Origin of the sequence: Nonomuraea sp. NPDC046570 (genome assembly GCF_040645915.1) — a bacterium.
Taxonomy (GTDB): Bacteria; Actinomycetota; Actinomycetes; order Streptosporangiales; family Streptosporangiaceae; genus Nonomuraea.
In genome coordinates this window covers 279,132-296,177 of the sequence record NZ_JBEYZF010000001.1, presented here as the reverse complement: position 1 = coordinate 296,177, position 17,046 = coordinate 279,132, and the positions used below count along the sequence as shown (strand labels likewise).

The 17,046-nt window shown below is 71.5% G+C and carries 15 protein-coding genes; 9 read left to right on the top strand and 6 right to left on the bottom strand.

Annotated elements, in window-relative coordinates; all coding sequences use genetic code 11:
- Window positions 1-48 precede the first annotated feature (48 nt).
- Both ABZ911_RS01405 and ABZ911_RS01400 read left to right on the top strand, forming a co-directional pair.
- Window positions 49-1,410: a hypothetical protein gene (locus ABZ911_RS01405; RefSeq protein ID WP_358050213.1), complete on the top strand. Its 1,362-nt coding sequence runs from the start codon at window positions 49-51 to the stop codon at window positions 1,408-1,410.
- Between the two features lie 112 nt (window positions 1,411-1,522).
- Window positions 1,523-2,476 (top strand): pentapeptide repeat-containing protein, encoded by a 954-nt coding sequence (locus ABZ911_RS01400; RefSeq protein WP_358050210.1) that lies wholly within the window; start codon window positions 1,523-1,525, stop codon window positions 2,474-2,476.
- A 5-nt stretch (window positions 2,477-2,481) separates the two neighbouring features.
- Here the strand turns inward: ABZ911_RS01400 and ABZ911_RS01395 are convergent, their stop codons facing one another.
- Window positions 2,482-3,876 (bottom strand): NAD(P)H-quinone dehydrogenase, encoded by a 1,395-nt coding sequence (locus tag ABZ911_RS01395; RefSeq protein WP_358050207.1) that lies wholly within the window; start codon window positions 3,874-3,876, stop codon window positions 2,482-2,484.
- A 72-nt stretch (window positions 3,877-3,948) separates the two neighbouring features.
- On the opposite strand from ABZ911_RS01395, the gene ABZ911_RS01390 reads away from it, so the two are divergent.
- Window positions 3,949-4,401: a gamma-glutamylcyclotransferase gene (locus tag ABZ911_RS01390; RefSeq protein WP_358050204.1), complete on the top strand. Its 453-nt coding sequence runs from the start codon at window positions 3,949-3,951 to the stop codon at window positions 4,399-4,401.
- A 13-nt stretch (window positions 4,402-4,414) separates the two neighbouring features.
- Here the strand turns inward: ABZ911_RS01390 and ABZ911_RS01385 are convergent, their stop codons facing one another.
- Window positions 4,415-5,716: an MFS transporter gene (locus ABZ911_RS01385; protein WP_358050201.1), complete on the bottom strand. Its 1,302-nt coding sequence runs from the start codon at window positions 5,714-5,716 to the stop codon at window positions 4,415-4,417.
- 110 nt (window positions 5,717-5,826) lie between these two features.
- On the opposite strand from ABZ911_RS01385, the gene ABZ911_RS01380 reads away from it, so the two are divergent.
- The 5 genes from ABZ911_RS01380 (at window position 5,827) to ABZ911_RS01360 (ending at window position 12,121) form a co-directional block, all read left to right on the top strand.
- Entirely contained in the window at window positions 5,827-6,816 is a 990-nt protein-coding gene (locus tag ABZ911_RS01380; protein ID WP_358050198.1) for an Lrp/AsnC family transcriptional regulator, read from the top strand.
- Window positions 6,803-8,107, top strand: a complete 1,305-nt coding sequence (locus ABZ911_RS01375; protein WP_358050195.1) for a M20/M25/M40 family metallo-hydrolase — start codon at window positions 6,803-6,805, stop codon at window positions 8,105-8,107. Before ABZ911_RS01380 ends, ABZ911_RS01375 begins: the two co-directional genes overlap by 14 nt.
- A gap of 1 nt (window position 8,108) precedes the next feature.
- Window positions 8,109-8,909: a purine-nucleoside phosphorylase gene (locus ABZ911_RS01370; RefSeq protein ID WP_358050193.1), complete on the top strand. Its 801-nt coding sequence runs from the start codon at window positions 8,109-8,111 to the stop codon at window positions 8,907-8,909.
- Between the two features lie 16 nt (window positions 8,910-8,925).
- Complete coding sequence (locus tag ABZ911_RS01365) at window positions 8,926-10,605, top strand: phospho-sugar mutase (RefSeq protein WP_358051425.1); 1,680 nt, start codon at window positions 8,926-8,928, stop codon at window positions 10,603-10,605.
- A 100-nt stretch (window positions 10,606-10,705) separates the two neighbouring features.
- Entirely contained in the window at window positions 10,706-12,121 is a 1,416-nt protein-coding gene (locus ABZ911_RS01360; protein WP_358050190.1) for a DUF234 domain-containing protein, read from the top strand.
- Here the strand turns inward: ABZ911_RS01360 and ABZ911_RS01355 are convergent.
- On the bottom strand, window positions 12,118-12,936 hold the full coding sequence (locus tag ABZ911_RS01355) for a MerR family transcriptional regulator (RefSeq protein ID WP_358050189.1): 819 nt from the start codon (window positions 12,934-12,936) through the stop codon (window positions 12,118-12,120). The two genes, ABZ911_RS01360 and ABZ911_RS01355, sit on opposite strands and share 4 nt — an antisense overlap.
- Window positions 12,937-13,012: 76 nt before the next feature.
- Here ABZ911_RS01355 and ABZ911_RS01350 point away from each other — a divergent pair, with 76 nt between their 5' ends.
- A complete protein-coding gene (locus ABZ911_RS01350) occupies window positions 13,013-14,305 on the top strand; it encodes a VCBS repeat-containing protein (protein ID WP_358050186.1) in 1,293 nt (430 codons plus the stop codon).
- Here ABZ911_RS01350 and ABZ911_RS01345 read toward each other — a convergent pair.
- Genes ABZ911_RS01345 through ABZ911_RS01335 form a run of 3 tightly spaced genes read right to left on the bottom strand, consistent with a single transcriptional unit; the run spans window position 14,298 to window position 17,031 of the window.
- Window positions 14,298-15,047 (bottom strand): heme ABC transporter ATP-binding protein, encoded by a 750-nt coding sequence (locus ABZ911_RS01345; RefSeq protein ID WP_358050184.1) that lies wholly within the window; start codon window positions 15,045-15,047, stop codon window positions 14,298-14,300. The two genes, ABZ911_RS01350 and ABZ911_RS01345, sit on opposite strands and share 8 nt — an antisense overlap.
- Complete coding sequence (locus ABZ911_RS01340; RefSeq protein WP_358050181.1) at window positions 15,044-16,144, bottom strand: iron ABC transporter permease; 1,101 nt, start codon at window positions 16,142-16,144, stop codon at window positions 15,044-15,046. The genes ABZ911_RS01345 and ABZ911_RS01340 overlap by 4 nt, the downstream gene beginning before the upstream one ends.
- Entirely contained in the window at window positions 16,141-17,031 is an 891-nt protein-coding gene (locus ABZ911_RS01335; protein ID WP_358050178.1) for an ABC transporter substrate-binding protein, read from the bottom strand. The genes ABZ911_RS01340 and ABZ911_RS01335 overlap by 4 nt, the downstream gene beginning before the upstream one ends.
- Window positions 17,032-17,046: the final 15 nt, after the last annotated feature.

Here is a 17,046-nt window from a genome sequence, read left to right as displayed (position 1 = left end):
TTTGCCGATCGCCCGTTCGTCCTGAAGGGCGAAGGAGGCTTGCTGCCAATGATCCATTCGTTGCGCCGGGCTGGGGCCGCGCTCGTCGCGCTGCTCGCCGGTCTTTTCGTTGTGCTCGCATTCGCGCCGGCGGCGAACGCCGCGGCCCCACCGGACGCCACCGAAGTGGTGTCCTTCTGGAAGGACAAGAAGGACCCGCTCTTCGTCCAGTCGGGTTCCCCGCTCTCCTCGGACACACAGACCGGGATGCGCGACGCGCTGGAAGGCGCCAAGAACAAGATCTACGCGGTCGCGGTGCCCGACGGGACCTTCGCGTCCGAGGCCGACCTCGGTCCCTACTTCAAGTCCCTCGGCACGGCACTGGAGAGCGCCGGGCGGACCAGCGCGACCATCGCCGTCATCGACGGCACCTCGCTCTACGCCAACTCCAGCCAGGTCAGCCAGGCCAACCTGAACCGCATCACCGGCCTGTCGATCAACAACGCCGGCGGCGACGGCACCAAGGTCATGGAGGAGTTCGTCAAGCGCGTCGACCTGGCGGTCGACCGTAAGCGCTCGGCCTTCAACTCCGGCACGGTCAGCGGCGGCGGCTCCGGCTCCGGCGTGCTCATCGGGCTCGGCGCGATCGCGCTGGTCGGCGGTGGCGGCTACTTCCTCTACTCCAAGAACCAGAAGAAGAAGAAGGCCGAGCAGGACGCCAAGGACCTGGCCGCGGTCAAGCAGACCGTGGAGGAGGACGTCACCAAGTTCGGCGAGGAGATCACCGCGCTGGACACCGACGTCACCCTGGCCGGCGAGGGCGGCCAGCACATCACCGAATGGCAGCAGGCGCTCGACTCCTACGAGAAGGCCAAGACGCAGCTCAACACGGTGCAGCGGGCCGACCAGGTGCGCGAGGTGACCGAGACCCTGGAGGACGGCCGCTACGCGCTGGCCGTGGTGAAGGCGAAGGTCAACAACCAGCCGGTGCCCGAGCGCAGGGCGCCCTGCTTCTTCAACCCGCAGCACGGCCCGTCGGCCCGTGACGTGCGCTGGGCCCCGCCCGGCGGCGCGGTGCGCGACGTGCCCACCTGCGCGATGGACGCCGACGCGCTCGAGCGCGGCTTCGACCCGCAGACCCGCCAGGTCATGGTCAACGGCCAGTACCGCCCGTACTACGAGGCGGGCCCGGCCTACCAGCCCTACGCCTCCGGTTACTACGGCGGCTTCGGCGACGTCATGACCGGCATGTTCATCGGCACCATGATGGGCAGCATGCTCGGCGGCGGCTTCGGCATGGGCGGCTACGGCGCCGGCTACGGCGACGCGGGCGGCGGCGACTTCGGCGGCGGCGACGCCGGTGGCGGCGGCTGGGGCGACTTCGGCGGAGGAGACTTCGGCGGGGGCGACTTCGGCGGCGGCGACTGGTAGACGGCCGCAGACTGAACACGAGGGCTCCGGTGCACACCGGGGCCCTCCGGCTTTGTAGGGTGTGGCCAGGCCACGTTCCACGGCTCGGGGCCCGCATCAAGGAGGTTCCCCGTTGCGCCGTTTACTCCCCCTCGCGCTGGCCGCGCCCCTCGTCCTGCTGGCACCTGCCGCCGAGGCGCACGCCCAGGCCGACCCGTGCCGACCCGGCGACCGGGTCAACCTGCGCGGCAAGGACTTCACCAACGGCCGCCAGCTCCCCTACAGCCTGCGCTGCGCCGACCTGACCGGCGCCAAACTCGACGGTGTGAAGCTGCTGCAGAAGGACCTGACCGGGGCCATCCTGCGCGACGCCTCGCTCAAGGGCGCCAACCTGCGCCAGGTGGTCGCCGAGTACGCCGACTTCCGCGAGGCCGACCTGCGCGAGGCCGAGCTGGGCCAGATGCACGCCGACTACGCCGACCTGCGCGGCGCACTGCTGATCGACGCCGACGGCACGCAGGCCCAGTTCTCCCGGGCGAACCTCAGCGGCGCCAAGCTGACCCGGGGGATGTTCGGCCAGGCGAAGTTCACGCTGGCCAAGCTGGTGAGGGCCGACCTCACGGACGCCACCCTGATCCAGGCCGACGCGCGCAAGGCCGACTTCACCGGCGCGAAGCTGCACGAGGCCAAACTCGGCTCGGTCGACCTGCCCAACGCGGTGCTGCGCGACGCCGACCTGCGCGAGGTCGACTTCGGCTCGGCCGACCTGGACGGGGCGGACCTGCGGGGGGCGAACGTCCAGGACGCGAACTTCACCTTCGCCGACGACCTGGACCTGACCGGCGCCAAGGGCACGCCGAAGAACCTGCCCGACGGCGTCAAGGGGTACACGACGCCCGGCCCGACCCGGAGCCGTGCCGCCGACACGCCCACCAGGGTCAGCACCTCCGACGCCGTCTTCGAGCCGTCCAGGTCCTTCCCGTTCGGGCTGAGCCTGGTGGTCGCCGGGGTGCTGGGGCTGGCGGTGACGCTGGCCCGGTGGGCGAACGCGCACCAGCGGGCGCGGCGGCAGCCGTACCCGAGGTGAGGGGGTCAGATGCCGATGCCGGCCATCGGCTGCATGAGGCGGCGGGCGGCCTCGGTGATCGAGCCGGACAGTGACGGGTAGACGGCGAAGGTGTGGGCGAGCTGGTCGACCGTGAGCCGCTGCTGCACGGCCACCGAGACGGCCAGGATCAGCTCCGAGGCGCGCGGTGCGACCACGACGCCGCCGAGCACGATGCCGGTGTGCGGGCGGCAGAACAGCTTGACGAAGCCGTCGTTGAAGCCCTGCATCTTGGCGCGGGCGTTGGTGGACAGCGGCAGCTTGACCACGTTGGCCTCGATCTCGCCGGCCTCGATCTGCCGCTGCGCCACGCCGACCGCGGCGATCTCCGGGTCGGTGAAGATGTTGGAGGCGACGGTGGCCAGCCGCAGCGGCTGTACGGCCTCGCCGAGCGCGTGCCATACGGCGATGCGGCCCTGCATGGCGGCGACGGAGGCGAGCATCAGCACGCCGGTGCAGTCGCCGGCGGCGTAGACGCCGGGCGCGGAGGTGCGCGAGACCTTGTCGACTTGGATGAATCCGCCCTTGTCGAGCGTGACCCCGGCCTCTTCGAGACCGAGGCCGGAGGTGTTGGGCACCATGCCGACCGTCATCAACGCGTGCGTGCCCTCGGCCGTGCGGCCGTCCTCCAGGGTGACCACGACGCCGTGCTCGGTGCGCTTGACGGAGGAGGCGCGCGAGCGGCCCATGACGTTCATGCCGCGGCGACGGTAGACCTCTTCGAGCACTTCGGCGCCGTCGGCGTCCTCGTTGGGCATCATCCGGTCGCGGCTGGAGACCAGCGTGATCTCGGAGCCCAGTGAACGGTAGGCGCCGGCGAACTCGGCGCCGGTGACGCCCGAGCCGATCACGATCAGGTGCTCGGGCAGCTCGTCGAGGTCGTAGAGCTGCCGCCAGGTGAGGATGCGCTCGCCGTCGGGCTCGGCGCCGGGCAGGATGCGCGGGGTGGCGCCGGTGGCGACGATCACCACGTCGGCCCTGATCGTCCGGTCGCCGGCGCGGACCACCTGCGGGTCGACCAGCCGCCCGGTGGCCTTGACGATCTCGACGCCCTCGGCGGCGACCCTGGCCCCGATGTCCGCCGACTGCGCCTGGGCCAGCTCCTTGACCCGCTGGTTGACCAGCGGCATGTCGACCTCGGCCGATCCGGCGTCGCCGTCGGCCCCGCCGGAGTAGTGCACGCCCAGCGACGGCGCGTCGAGCAGCGCCTGCTTGCGAACGGAGGTCGCGATCAACGTCTTGGACGGCACGCAGTCGGTCAGCACACAGGCGCCGCCTGGACCGTCCTGCTCGACGAGCGTGACCTGCGCGCCCAGTTGGGCGGCCACCAGCGCCGCCTCGTAGCCGCCAGGTCCGCCACCAATGATCACGATCCTTGTCACGTGTCCCATTCTCCCGCATCTGGGGACGTGGGAGCGAACGTGGGGCTCGGGCTCGCGCTAGTCTTGGTGGCTGTGCCTGTTTACGCCGCCTACGGCAGCAACATGGACCCGAAGCAGATGGCCATGCGAGCCCCTCATTCCCCGATGCGGGGAGTGGGCTGGCTGCAGGGCTGGCGACTGACCTTCGGCGGGGAGGACATCGGCTGGGAGGGCGCGCTGGCGTCCATCGTCGAGGATCCCGACGAGCACGTCTTCGTGGTCCTGTACGACGTGCCCGAGTGGGACGAGTCCTCGCTCGACCAGTGGGAGGGCGCCGTCCGCGGCCTGCACCACAAGGTCCGGCTGCGGGTGCACACCCTCGACGGCGAGGTCGTGGCCTGGTTCTACGTCCTGGACAGCTACGAGGGCGGTCTGCCCTCCGCCCGCTACCTGGGCATCCTGGCCGACGCGGCCGAGCACGCCGGCGCGCCCGACGACTACGTGAAGGCGTTGCGCGGACGCCCCTGCCGCTCCCTGGGGAGCTGAGGGGCGCCCGGCCTCAGGTGAGCGGCTGGTCCTTGGTCTCCTTCAGCGCGAAGACGTACACCAGGGTGGAGATCAGCGCCAGCGCCGACATGTACCACGGGAAGAGCCCGGAGTTCCCGGCGTCCTTCAGCGAGGTGCCGATCAGCGGGGCGGTGCCACCGAAGATCGCGACGGTCAGCGAGTACGGGAACCCGGCCCCGGACGCCCTGACCCGGGTCGGGAAGAGCTCGGAGTTGACCGCGGCCGAGACCGAGGTGAAGCAGCCGAGGAAGACCATGCCGACGCACTGGATGACCAGCAGGCTGGCGAAGGTGTTCTCCAGCGAGCCGAGCAGCGGGACGGGCAGCACGACGAAGGCCACGCCGAAGGTGATCAGCATGGGCCTGCGGCCGACCCGGTCCGACAGCATGCCGAGCAGCGGCTGCAGGATCATGAAGAAGACCAGCGAGATCGTGCCCACGGTGAGCGACTGGGCCTCGTCGAAGCCGACGTTCTGCTGGGCGTAGGTGGGCAGGAAGGTCGTCCAGGTGTAGTAGGCGACGGTGCCGGCCATGGTGATGCCGACGATCATGGCGGCCTTGGTCGGGTAGCGGACCAGGAACTCGAACATCTTGGGCCGCTCGACCTTGCCCTGCTGGATCTCGCCCGCCACGGCCGAAGTCTCGTCGGCGCCCTTGCGGATCCACAGGCCGACGAGGCTGAGCACAGCGCCGATGACGAACGGGATGCGCCAGCCGTAGGACGACATGTCGGCCTTGGAGAGGGAGACCGCCAGGAGGGCGGCCAGGCCGGAGGCCAGGAGCTGGCCGATGGTGGTGCTGATGTACTGGAAGCTGGAGTAGAGGCCGCGGCGGCCGGGCGGGGCGGACTCGACCAGGAAGGTGGTCGCGGCGGCGAACTCGCCGCCGACCGACAGGCCCTGGATCAGCCGGGCGAGGGTGAGGATGACGGGGGCGAGCACGCCCGCGGTCTCATAGGTCGGCGTGACGGCCAGCAGCAGGGAGCCCGCGCCCATCAGGATGATGGTGAAGGTCATCGCGGCCTTGCGGCCGTACCGGTCGGCGAAGGAGCCCACCAGCAGGCCGCCGAGCGGGCGCATGAAGAAGCCGACCGCGAAGATCGCGAAGGCGCTCAGGACCGGGACGAGCGGGTTGTCGCTCTCGGCGAAGATCTGCTTGGAGAAGTAGACCGCGAGGAAACTGTAGGCATACCAGTCGTACCATTCGACCACGTTGCCGGCGCTGGCGGCCAAGAGCTGGCGCACCCTGCTTCGGGGGATGCCGAGTGGCGACTGCGCAAGGGGAGGGGCGGCCACTAGGGCCTCCTTTGCTTCAGGTGCAGTGATGGCTTACTGTGCATGCAGGCGACCAAAACAGTCAAATATCTCGGAAATAATTTACGAACCCGACATTGAAACTGGTCTCGATGGATGATCTCGACCGGCGCCTCGTCGCTGCCCTGCAAGTCAGTCCCCGCGCCTCGTGGGGCGAGATCGGCAGGGCCGTCGGCGAGCACGAACGCACGGTCGCCAGACGGCTACAGCGGCTGATCGCGGACGGCGCCGTCCAGGTCACCGCCATCTACGACGACCTCAGGTCCGGCCACGGCCACCCGGTCCACCTGCACGTCCTGGTACGGCCCGGCAGCGCCGACGAGGTGGCCCAGGCCCTCGCCGTACGGCAGGACACCCGCTCGGTCTACTCCGTCACCGGCGCCGCCGACCTCGGCTGCGAGCTGGTCGCCCCCAGCAGGGACGCGCTGCACGACATCCTGACCGCCGAGATCACCGGCATCGACGGGGTGACGCAGACCCAGACGCAGGTCGTGCTGCACACCTTCCGCACGGTCGCCGAGTGGCATGCGCCGTTCCTCGACGACGCCGAGGTCGCCGAGCTGCGCCCGCCCGGCCCCGCCGAGCCGCTGCCCGACCAGGACGGGCTGTCCCCGCTGGAGGTGGAGGTGGCCGAGCTGCTGGCCGCCGACGGCCGCATCGGCTTCACCTCGATCGCCGAGAAGCTCGACGTCTCACTGCCGACCGCCCGCCGCCGGGTGGCCTCACTGCTGGAGCGCCGCCTGGTGCTCCTGCGGGCCGAGGTCGAGCCCGCGCTGCTCGGCCTGGAAGTGGAGGCCCAGCTCTGGCTGCGCGTCCGCCCGCACGGGCTGGATTTGGTCGGCGAACGGCTCGCCGCCCACCCCGGCGTCCGCTATTGCGCGGCCACCTCCGGCACCTACACCATGATTGTCCAGGTGGCCGCGGCCCACGAAGCCGACCTCTACCGTTTCCTCACCGGCGTCGTCGGCCCGCTGGACGATGTCACCGACGTCAACGTCACCCTCATCACCCGTGCCTACAAGCGTGGTCACCTGCGCAAGTCGGGCCTGCTCACCCTGGAGTACACGAATGACCCCCGCTGAGAAGGAAGTCGCCGAGCTCTGCGTCGAGCTGATCCGGGTCGACAGCAGCAACTACGGCGACGGCAGCGGCCCCGGCGAGCGCGCCGCGGCCGAGGTCGTCATGGCCAGGCTGGCCGAGGTCGGCGTCGAGGCCACCTACGTGGAGAGCGCCCCCGGCCGGGGCAATGTGGTGACCAGGATCGAGGGCACCGACCCGTCGCTGCCCGCCCTGCTCGTGCACGGCCACCTCGACGTCGTCCCGGCCAACGCGGCCGACTGGACGGTGGACCCGTTCGCCGGGGAGATCCGCGACGGCTACATCTGGGGCCGCGGCGCCGTGGACATGAAGGACATGGACGCCATGATGCTGGCCGTCCTGCGTCAGATGGTCACCGAAGGCCGCAGGCCCCGGCGCGACCTGGTCTTCGCCTGGGTGGCCGACGAGGAGGCGGGCGGCGTGTACGGCGCCAAGTACCTCACCGCCCACCACCGCGAGCTGTTCGACGGCGTCACCGAGTCGATCAGCGAGGTGGGCGGCTACTCCCTGGAGGTGGACCCGTCGCTGCGCCTCTACCTGATCGAGACCGCGCAGAAGGGCCTCGCCTGGATGCGCCTCATCGCCGACGGTACGGCCGGCCACGGCTCCATGCTGAACTCCGACAACGCCGTCACCGAGGTGGCCAAGGCCGTGGCCCGGCTCGGCGCGCACGAGTGGCCGCTCCAGCTCACGCCCACCGTGCGGCGCTTCCTCGCCGAGGTGTCCGACGCGTTCGGCCTGCCGTTCGACCCGGACGACCCGGCCCCCGTGCTGGAGAAGCTGGGCCCGCTGGTCAGGTTCGTCGGCGCGACGCTCAGCCACACCACGAACCCGACCATGCTGGAGGCCGGGTACAAGGCGAATGTGATCCCCGGCCAGGCGAGCGCGGTGGTGGACGGGCGGTTCCTGCCCGGGTACGAGGAGGAGTTCTTCAAGACCGTCGACGAGCTGCTCGGCCCGAACGTGCGGCGCGAGTTCGTGCAGCGGGACATCGCGCTGGAGACGACCTTCGACGGGGCGCTGGTCGAGGCGATGATCGCGGCGCTCAAGGAGGAGGATCCGACCGCGCGGGCGGTGCCGTACTGCATGTCGGGGGGCACCGACAACAAGACGTTCTTCGCCGACCTGGGGGTGCGCGGGTTCGGGTTCGTGCCGCTGCGGCTGCCGGCCGGGATGGACTTCGCCGCGATGTTCCACGGCGTGGACGAGCGGGTGCCGGTCGACGCCCTGCGGTTCGGGGTGCGGGTGCTGGACAAACTGCTCCTAAACTACTGAGGTGACCAATCCGTACACGCTTGCCGAAGACGCCGCCGCCGCGCTGAAGGCCGCCACCGGTCTCGACTCCTTCGATGTCGCCCTGGTCATGGGCTCGGGGTGGGTTCCCGCGGCCGACGCCATCGGCGAGACCGTCGCCGAGGTCCCGCTGACCGACCTGCCCGGCTTCGCGCCGCCCGCGGTCGCCGGGCACGGCGGCAAGGTACGGGTGGTTCGCACGGGTTCGGGCAGGGCGGCCCTGATCTTCCTGGGCCGCACCCACCTGTACGAGGGCCGCAGCCCCGACGAGGTCGTCCACGGCATCCGCACGGCCGCCAAGGCGGGCGTGCGGAGCGTGGTGCTGACCAACGCGGCCGGCGGGCTGCGCCCCGAGACGCAGAACGTCGGCGACCCGGTGCTGATCAGCGACCACATCAACAAGACCGGCGCGAACCCGATCACCGGCACCACCTTCCTCGACCTCACCGAGGTCTACTCCAAGCGCCTGCGCGCGCTGGTGAAGGAGATCGACCCGTCGCTCGCCGAAGGCGTCTACGTCGCCTTCCGCGGCCCCACCTACGAGACGCCCGCCGAGATCCGCATGCTGCGCACGCTGGGCGGGGACATGATCGGCATGTCCACTGTCCTGGAGGCGATCGCGGCGCGCGAGGCGGGCCTCGAAGTGCTCGGCATCTCCCTGGTCACCAACCCCGGCGCGGGGCTGGCCGACGAGCCGCTCAACCACGAGGAGGTCCTGGAGGTGGGCCGGGCCACAGCCGCCAGGATGGGTGTCCTGCTCGCGCAGGTCGTCGACAAGCTGTAGCGGGAGAGGCGGCGTGATCGTGGAAGACCTGGCGCGGCGGGCGCGGGACTGGCTGGCCCAGGACCCCGACCCGGACACCCGGGCGGAACTGACCGCCCTGCTCGACTCCGGCGACCTGGCCGCCCTGCGCGACCGCTTCGAGACCAGGCTGGAGTTCGGTACGGCGGGCCTGCGCGGCGAACTCGGCGCGGGCCCCAACCGGATGAACCGGGTCACCGTGATGCGCGCCGCCGCCGGACTGGCCGCCGTCCTCGGACCCGGCCGGCATGTGGTGATCGGGTACGACGCGCGGCACAAGTCCGACGTGTTCGCCCGTGACACCGCCGCCGTGCTGACCGGCGCCGGGTTGCGCGCCTCGCTGCTTCCCGGGCCGCTGCCCACGCCTGTGCTGGCCTTCGCGGTCCGCCGGCTCGGCGCAGACGCCGGGGTCACGGTCACCGCCAGCCACAACCCGCCCCGGGACAACGGCTACAAGGTCTACTGGGGTGACGGTTCGCAGATCGTGCCGCCGGTGGACGCGCGGATCTCGGCGGCGATCGACGCGGTGGGCCGCGTGGACGAGCTCCCGCTGGGCCCTCCCGCCTCCGGCGCCGCGGGCTTGTTCGTCCAGCTCGACGACTCCATCGTGGCCGCGTACGTCGAGGCGGTGACCGCGCTGCCGCTGGGTGAGGCGCGTGAGCTGCGGATCGCCTACACGCCGTTGCACGGTGTCGGGGCCGGCACGCTGGCCAGGGCGTTCACCGCCGCGGGGTTCGAGGCGCCGGTGGCCGTACCCGAGCAGCGCGAGCCCGATCCCGAGTTCCCGACCGTCGCCTTTCCCAATCCCGAGGAGCCGGGCGCGATGGACCTCGCGTTCGCCCTGGCCGCCCGCGTCGGCGCCGACCTCGTGCTGGCCAACGACCCCGACGCCGACCGGTGCGCGGTCGGCGTGCCGGTGGGCGACGGCGCCTACCGGATGCTGACCGGCGACGAGGTCGGCGGCCTCCTCGCCGAGCGGGTCCTCCGCCTCACCTCGGGCGACGATCGCCTGGTCGCGACCACGATCGTGTCCTCCTCACTGCTGGGCAGGATCGCCGACTCCTACGGCGTACGGCACGCCGAGACCCTCACCGGCTTCAAGTGGATCATGAAGGCGGGCGAGGGCCTCCTCTTCGGCTACGAGGAGGCCCTGGGCTACAGCGTCGGCTCCGACACCGAGCCGGGCTCCGAGACCAAGGGCTCGTGGCTGCCCGTGCACGACAAGGACGGCATCGGCGCGGCGCTCACCGTGGCGGGCCTGGCGGCGGACGCCAAGCGCGACGGCCGTACCCTGCTCGACCTGCTCGACGACCAGGCCAGGCGCTACGGCCTGCACGCCACCTCGCAGCTCTCGGTCAGGGTCGGCGACCTGTCACTCATCACCGAGGCGATGACCCGGCTGCGCGCCAACCCGCCGGCCACGCTGGCGGGCCGCACGGTCGAGGCGGTCGACGACCTGCGTGAGGGCGCGGGCGGCCTGCCCCCGACCGACGGCCTGCGCTACCGCCTGTCCGGCGGCGCCCGCGTCGTCGTCCGCCCTTCGGGCACCGAACCGAAGCTCAAGTCCTACCTGGAAGTGGTCGTCCCGGTCACCGGCGAGGTGTCCACGGCCCGCGCACAGGCCACCACCGCCCTGGAAGCCCTGTCCACAGACCTGCGCACCGCACTGGGCCTGTAACAGCCCAGACCCTCACCAACCGGCCGGATTCGGACCGGCACTCCAGATCCATGCCGTGGAACACTCAAACGTGGAACACTCAGCGGTGAGTGTTGGAGCGATGGCCGGATTCATCGGCCGAAAGCGTGAGCTGGCCAGCCTGAACCGGCTGCTGTCCACCGCCGCGGCGGGTGGCCGGCTAGGGCGGCCAGGCCGGGCCATCCTGATGCGCGGCCGCCGCCGGGTGGGTAAATCGCGGCTCGCCGAGGAGTTCGTGGCCAGGTCGGGCCTGCCTCATCTGTTCTTCGCCGCGAACACGCGCCCCACTCGCATGCAGCTTCAGCGGTTCCAGGAGGTGGCCCGCCGTTCGACTCTCCCCGGCGCGGATCTCTTCGACGTCGTCACCCCGGACTCGTGGGAAGCCGCCCTCCGCCTGCTCGTGGACGCGCTTCCGCAGGACTCTCCCAGCGTGGTGGTCATCGACGAACTGCCGTTCCTGATCAGCGGCGATCCCTCACTGGAGGGAACCCTTCAGGAACTGTTCGACCGCGAGTTCTCCAGGCGCCCGGTGCTGCTCCTGCTGATCGGCTCTGACCTGTCCATGATGGAGGCGATCAACCAGTACGACCGGCCCTTCTACCTGCGTGCCACCGACATGCTGATCCACCCCCTCACCCCGGCCGACGTGGGTGAGCTGCTCGACCTCGGCGCACCGGAGGCGTTCGACGCCCATCTGATCTCCGGCGGGTTCCCGCACATCTGCGAGGAGTGGCCGGTGGGGGCGTCACTGTGGGAGTACCTGGAGCGGAGCGTCCCCGATCCGATCTCCGCACTGGCGGTCAGCGGGGAGAGGTCGCTCGCGGCCGAGTTCCCGCCGGAGGCCCAGGCCAGGGACGTGCTGAGCGTGATCGGCGCCGGGCAGCGGACCTTCTCCTCGATCAGCCGGGCCACCGGCGGGATGCCGCAGGCCTCCCTTAGCCGGGCGTTGCGGGTTCTCCTGGAGAAACGCATGATCGTCTCCGAGGCCCCGCTGTCCGGCAAGCCGTCGCGCGAGCACCGCTACCACGTCGCCGATCCGCATCTGCGGTTCTGGCTGCCTTTCATCGAGCCGTACCTGCCCGAGATCGAGCGGGGGCGCGGTGACCTGGTCGTGGAGCGGATCCGCCGGTCGTGGCCGTCCTGGCGTGGGATGGCCGTCGAGCCCGTCATCCGCGAGTCGCTGCGGCGGATGGACGGGCTCCCGGAGGGGACGGGCGCGATAGGCGGCTACTGGACGCGTACGAACGATCCTGAGATCGACATCGTAGGTGCCGACCGTGAGCCGGTGGCCAGGCGGATCACGATGGCGGGGTCGATCAAGTGGCTGGAGAACCGGCCCTTCGACCAGCATGATCTGAGTGAGCTCGTCGTTCGCCGGGCGAAGCTGCCGGGGGCCGACAGCTCCACTCCGCTCTATGCCGTCTCGCGGAGTGGGTGCGTGGTCGAGGGGGTCAGCCACGTCACGCCCGGTGACCTGATCGACGCGTGGCGGGGTTAGGCCTTGGTGATCTCGATTTGGAGTTCGTGGACCCATTCGGCGTGGTCGGGCGGGCAGTGCAGGGAGAGTTCGCGGGCCAGGCCGACGGAGCGGTAGCCGTTCTCCTCGATCCAGTGGGCGAGGGTCTGGAAGGTGCTGCCGATGTCGTCCATCGGGCCGCGGTGGATGATCGTGGCGGCGGTCTCGATGCCGGGCAGGTCGAACAGGTCCAGGCCGACGGCGTCCTCGGGGCCGAAGGTGGCCTCGAAGGAGGCGTGGACCAGCACGCCGCCGTCGTCCTCAGGCACATAGTGGGCGATGCCGGGCCCCACGTACGGCTTGCCCGCCGCGTCCATCCGCCCGCACACCTCGTGGAACAGCGGCTGGATCACCGGCCCGATGTCCTCGGTCTCGTAGCTGGCGGCCCTGGCGGACAGCCCCGCCACCCTGACGGGTGCGACGGACTTGAGCACGACCTCGTCGGTCTTCATGTGCCCCTCCCTCTCGATCGTCCGGAGCCTCGCCTCGACGCTGAGCAGCCTGGCCCGGTCGGCGGCGATCCGCTCCTCCAGCTGGGCGCGGCGCAGCCGTACCATGCCGTGCAGTTCTTCCGTGCTGACCTTCTCGTCGAGGATCGAGCGCACCTGTTCGAGGGTGAAGCCGAGATCCTTGAGCGCGACGACTCGGTTGAGCCTGGCGAGCTGTCCGGCCTGGTAGGAGCGGTAGCCGGTGCCGGGGTCGACGTGCGCGGGCCGTAGCAGCCCGATCGCGTCGTAGTGGCGCAACATGCGCGTCGACACGAGCCCGAGCCTGGCGAAGTCTCCGATGCTGAACATGATGACTCCCGGTCTATGGCCTCACACGGTGTCAAAGTCAAGGTTACGATGAGCCCTCCTGTCGAAGGGGAGGACGATGAGGGTCTGCCAGGTCGTGACCGCCGCCGCGCTTCTTCCGGCGCTGACGCTCACGCTCACCGGCTGCGCCGCCGACCCGCCATCGTGGGGCGCCCTCACCCCCGCCGCCTCGGCCCCCACCCGTGAACCCGCCAAGGGCGAGCCCCCGAGCCGGGCCCACGACATCAACGGCGACGGCTACCAGGACCTCCTCGTAGACGCCCCCGACGAGAACGGCACAACCCTCATCATCCTGTACGGCTCCCGCCACGGCCTCTCCCCCGACGCCAGAACGGTCGTGACCGGCAAGACCCTGGAACTCTGGTCGGCCACTCCCCCCGCCACCACCGCCGACCTCGACGGCGACGGTTTCGCCGACGTTGTCGCACGCGGCGGCGTGCCCGGCTCCGAGGCGCCGTACTCGCTGCACGTCTTCTGGGGCGGCCCTTCGGGCGTGGACGGAGGACGAGCCCCTACGGCGCTGCGGCTGCCGGTGAAGGAGGAAAGGCTCCGTTCCGGCGCGACGGCGGGCGACTTCGACGGCGACGGCGCGGCCGACCTGGCGATGTCGTTCGACGGGGCCAACGGGATGGACGGCGACCTCGCCGTGCTGTACGGGCCGTTCACCCGCGCGGGCGCTCCGGCCAGGCACACACTGCGGCCCTCGCCGACCGGCGGCGACTTCTGGCGGATGACCGCCGACGCGATAGGCGCGGGGCGGGCCACCGGCCTGCTCGTCAACGAGGCCGACGACGGCGAGCAGGTGCCCGCCTGGCTGGTGCCGGCCGGGCCCGGCGGGCTGGCCGAGCGGGGCCGCAAGCTCAACGCGGGCGTGGCGTCGGCGTGGGGCGACTTCGACGGCGACGGGACCAGGGATGTGGTGGTGGCCGACGACGGCAGCCGCAACAACGAGCCGGGCTTCGAGACCGAGCCGCCGGGCGTCGCCGGGGTGCTGACCGTCTACTTCGGCGGCCGCGAGGCACACGTGTTCAGGAACCTGAGTGGCGGACGGGCGGTGGCCGGCGACTTCGACGGAGACGGCCACGACGACCTGGCCTACGGCGGCGGCGCCTACCAGAAGACCTCCCGGGGGCCCGTGCGGGTCTTCTGGGGCGGGCGGGACGGCCTGCGGCTCGGCGGGGCGGCGGCGGGCGGCGCGAACGCGACACCGCTGGCCGCCGGGGACTACGACCGCGACGGCCGGGACGAACTGGTGCTCGGCTCAGGGGACGGCGGCGAGCTGCTGCGCCTGCGGGTGACGGACGGCAAGCGGGTCTCGGGCGAGTTCGACACCGCCGACCTGCTCAGTTGACCCGCCGGGGCAGCACCAGCAGTTCCTCGCCGGTGCCGCGCACCTCCACGGGGCAGGCGTACACGTCGCTGAGCACCTCGGCGTCGAGGACCTCGGCGGGCGGGCCCTGCGCGGCGATCCGGCCGTCGCGCAGGAGCACGACCCGGTCGGCGTAGGCGGCGGCCAGGTTCAGGTCGTGCAGGACGACCACTACGGCGTCGCCCTCGGCCGCCCGGTCCCTGGCGACGCGCATCACCTGCTCCTGGTGGCGCAGGTCGAGCGCGGCCGTGGGCTCGTCGAGGAGCAGGACCGGCGCCTGCTGCACCAGGACTCTGGCCAGCGAGACGCGGGCCTGCTCGCCGCCCGACAGCGTCGGGTACCGCCGCCCGGCGAGGTGGGCGACGTCGGTGACCGCCAGCGCCCGCGCCACGGCTTCGCCGCCCCCGTCCCGCCGCCGCGCGTGCAGGCCCATCTCCACGACCTCGGCCACGGTGAAGGGGAAGGCCAGGGTGACCCGCTGCGGCAGTACGGCCCGCAGCCTGGCCAGCTTCGCCGGGCGCAACGAGAAGACGTCCTGCCCGGCGACGGTGACCGTACCCGAGCCGGGCCGCTGGTCTCCGGCGAGCACCGACAGCAGCGACGACTTACCCGCCCCGTTCGGCCCGACGACGGCCACCAGCTCCCCCGCGTCCACGGCCATCGATACCTGGTCGAGCAGCGTCGCCTGACCGGCCGACAGCGACACCTCGGCCGCGCGGATCACGCCCACCCTCCTTGCTGAGCCCGGGTACGGCGAAGCAACCACAGGAAGAACGGCCCGCCGAGCAGCGCGGTCAGCACGCCGATGGGCAGCTCGGCGGGCACCGCGACGGTCCTGGCGACGAGGTCGGCGAGCAGCAGCACGCACGCGCCGGCGAGCGCGGAGGCGGGCAGCAGCACGCGATGGCCGGGCCCGGCGATCAGCCTGATCAGGTGCGGCACGACCAGCCCGACGAAGGAGATGGCCCCGGCCGCCGCGACGGAGGCGCCGGTGAGCAGGGAGGCCAGGAAGATGACCGCCAGCCGTACCCGCTCGGTGTCGACGCCGAGGTGCCGTGCCCCGCGCTCGCCCAGCGCGAGCAGGTCGAGGGAGCGGGCGAACAGCGGCATGAGGGCCAGCCCGGCGACGACGAACGGCACGACCGCGCCGATCAACGGCCAGGTGGCGCCGCCGAGGGTGCCGAGGTTCCAGAAGGAGATCGACCTGAGCTCGGCGTCGTCGGCCAGGAAGGTGAACAGGCCGACGACCGCCCAGGCGATCGCGTTGATCGCGATGCCGGTCAGCACCAGCGTGACGATCTCGGTACGGCCCTGCGACCTGGCCAGCGCGTACACGGCGAAGGTGGTGAGCAGCCCGCCGGCGAACGCCGCGACCGCCACCGTCCACTGCCCGAAGGCGGTGACGCCGAGCACGATCGCGCCCACCGCGCCGACCGCCGCGCCGGAGGAGACGCCGATGACGCCCGGTTCGGCCAGCGGGTTGCCGAACACGCCCTGCATGCCCGCGCCCGCCACCGACAGGGCCGCGCCGACCAGCACGGCCAGCACCACGCGCGGGAAGCGGATCTGCCACAGCACCTGGTCGTGCGCGGTGCCGCCGCCGAACAGCGAGGTGAGCACCTCGCCGAACGGTACGCGGACCGCGCCGATCCCCGCCGATGCGACGCAGAGCGTGGCGAGCAGCATCGTCAGGACGGGGATCAGCGCGATCTTCATGGCCGTACGGCCGGGGAGCGGTGCGGACGCCTCCCGGCCGGCGGCTCCGGTGGGGCCCGCGCTGTGGGACGCGGACCCCACCGCGTTCTTGGTGGGGGTGCTCACTTCTGGAAGGCGGTGACGAGCTGGTCGAGGGCTTTGCCGGTGCGCGGCCCCATGCCGAGCAGTTCCAGGTCGTCGACCGACACGATGCGCTTGTTCTCGCCCGCCGGGGTCTGCGCGACGCCGGGCAGCTTCAGCAGGCCCTGCTCACCGCCGACGGACTCCAGCCCCATCTTCATCACCAGGATGACGTCGGGCGCGGCCTCGACCATGGCCTCGGCGGTGATCGGCTTGAAGCCCTTCACCCCGGCCTCGGTGCCCGCGTCCACTCCGCCGGCGGCCGTGATCATCGCGTCGGCCCGGGTACCCGCGCCGCCGAGCTGGTAAGTCTTGGACTGCCCGCGCAGGTACAGGAAGGCGACCCTCGGCTTCTTGGCCGCGTCGACGCGCCCCTTGGCGGCGTCGATCTCGGTCTTGGTGCCGGCGGCGAGCCGCTTGCCCTGGTCGGCGACGCCGAGCGCCTGGGCGACCTGCTCGATCTTGCCGGGTACGTCGTCGACGGAGGCGGCGCCGGTGGGCACCAGGACGAGTGGGACGCCCGCGCCCTTGAGCTGTTCGATGACCGCCGGCGGTCCGGCCTCCTCGGTGCCGACCAGGACGGTGGGCTTGAGCGAGAGGATGCCTTCGGCGGCGAGTGTGCGCTGGTAGCCGATCTGCTTCTTGCCGCGCGCCTCGGGCAGGCCCATCGCGGACAGGTCGACGCCGACGACCTGGTCGGCGAGCCCGAGCGCGAAGACGATCTCGGCGACGTCGCTGTTGAGCGGGATGATCCTAGCCGCCTGCGCGGTCGTCGCGGAGGGGGCGGGCGCTTCCTGGGCTCCCGCGCCGCCGCCGCACCCCGTCAGGCCGAGCAGCCCCACAGCAACCAGAGCAACGAAACGGCGCTTCACATCGGCCCCTCGAGT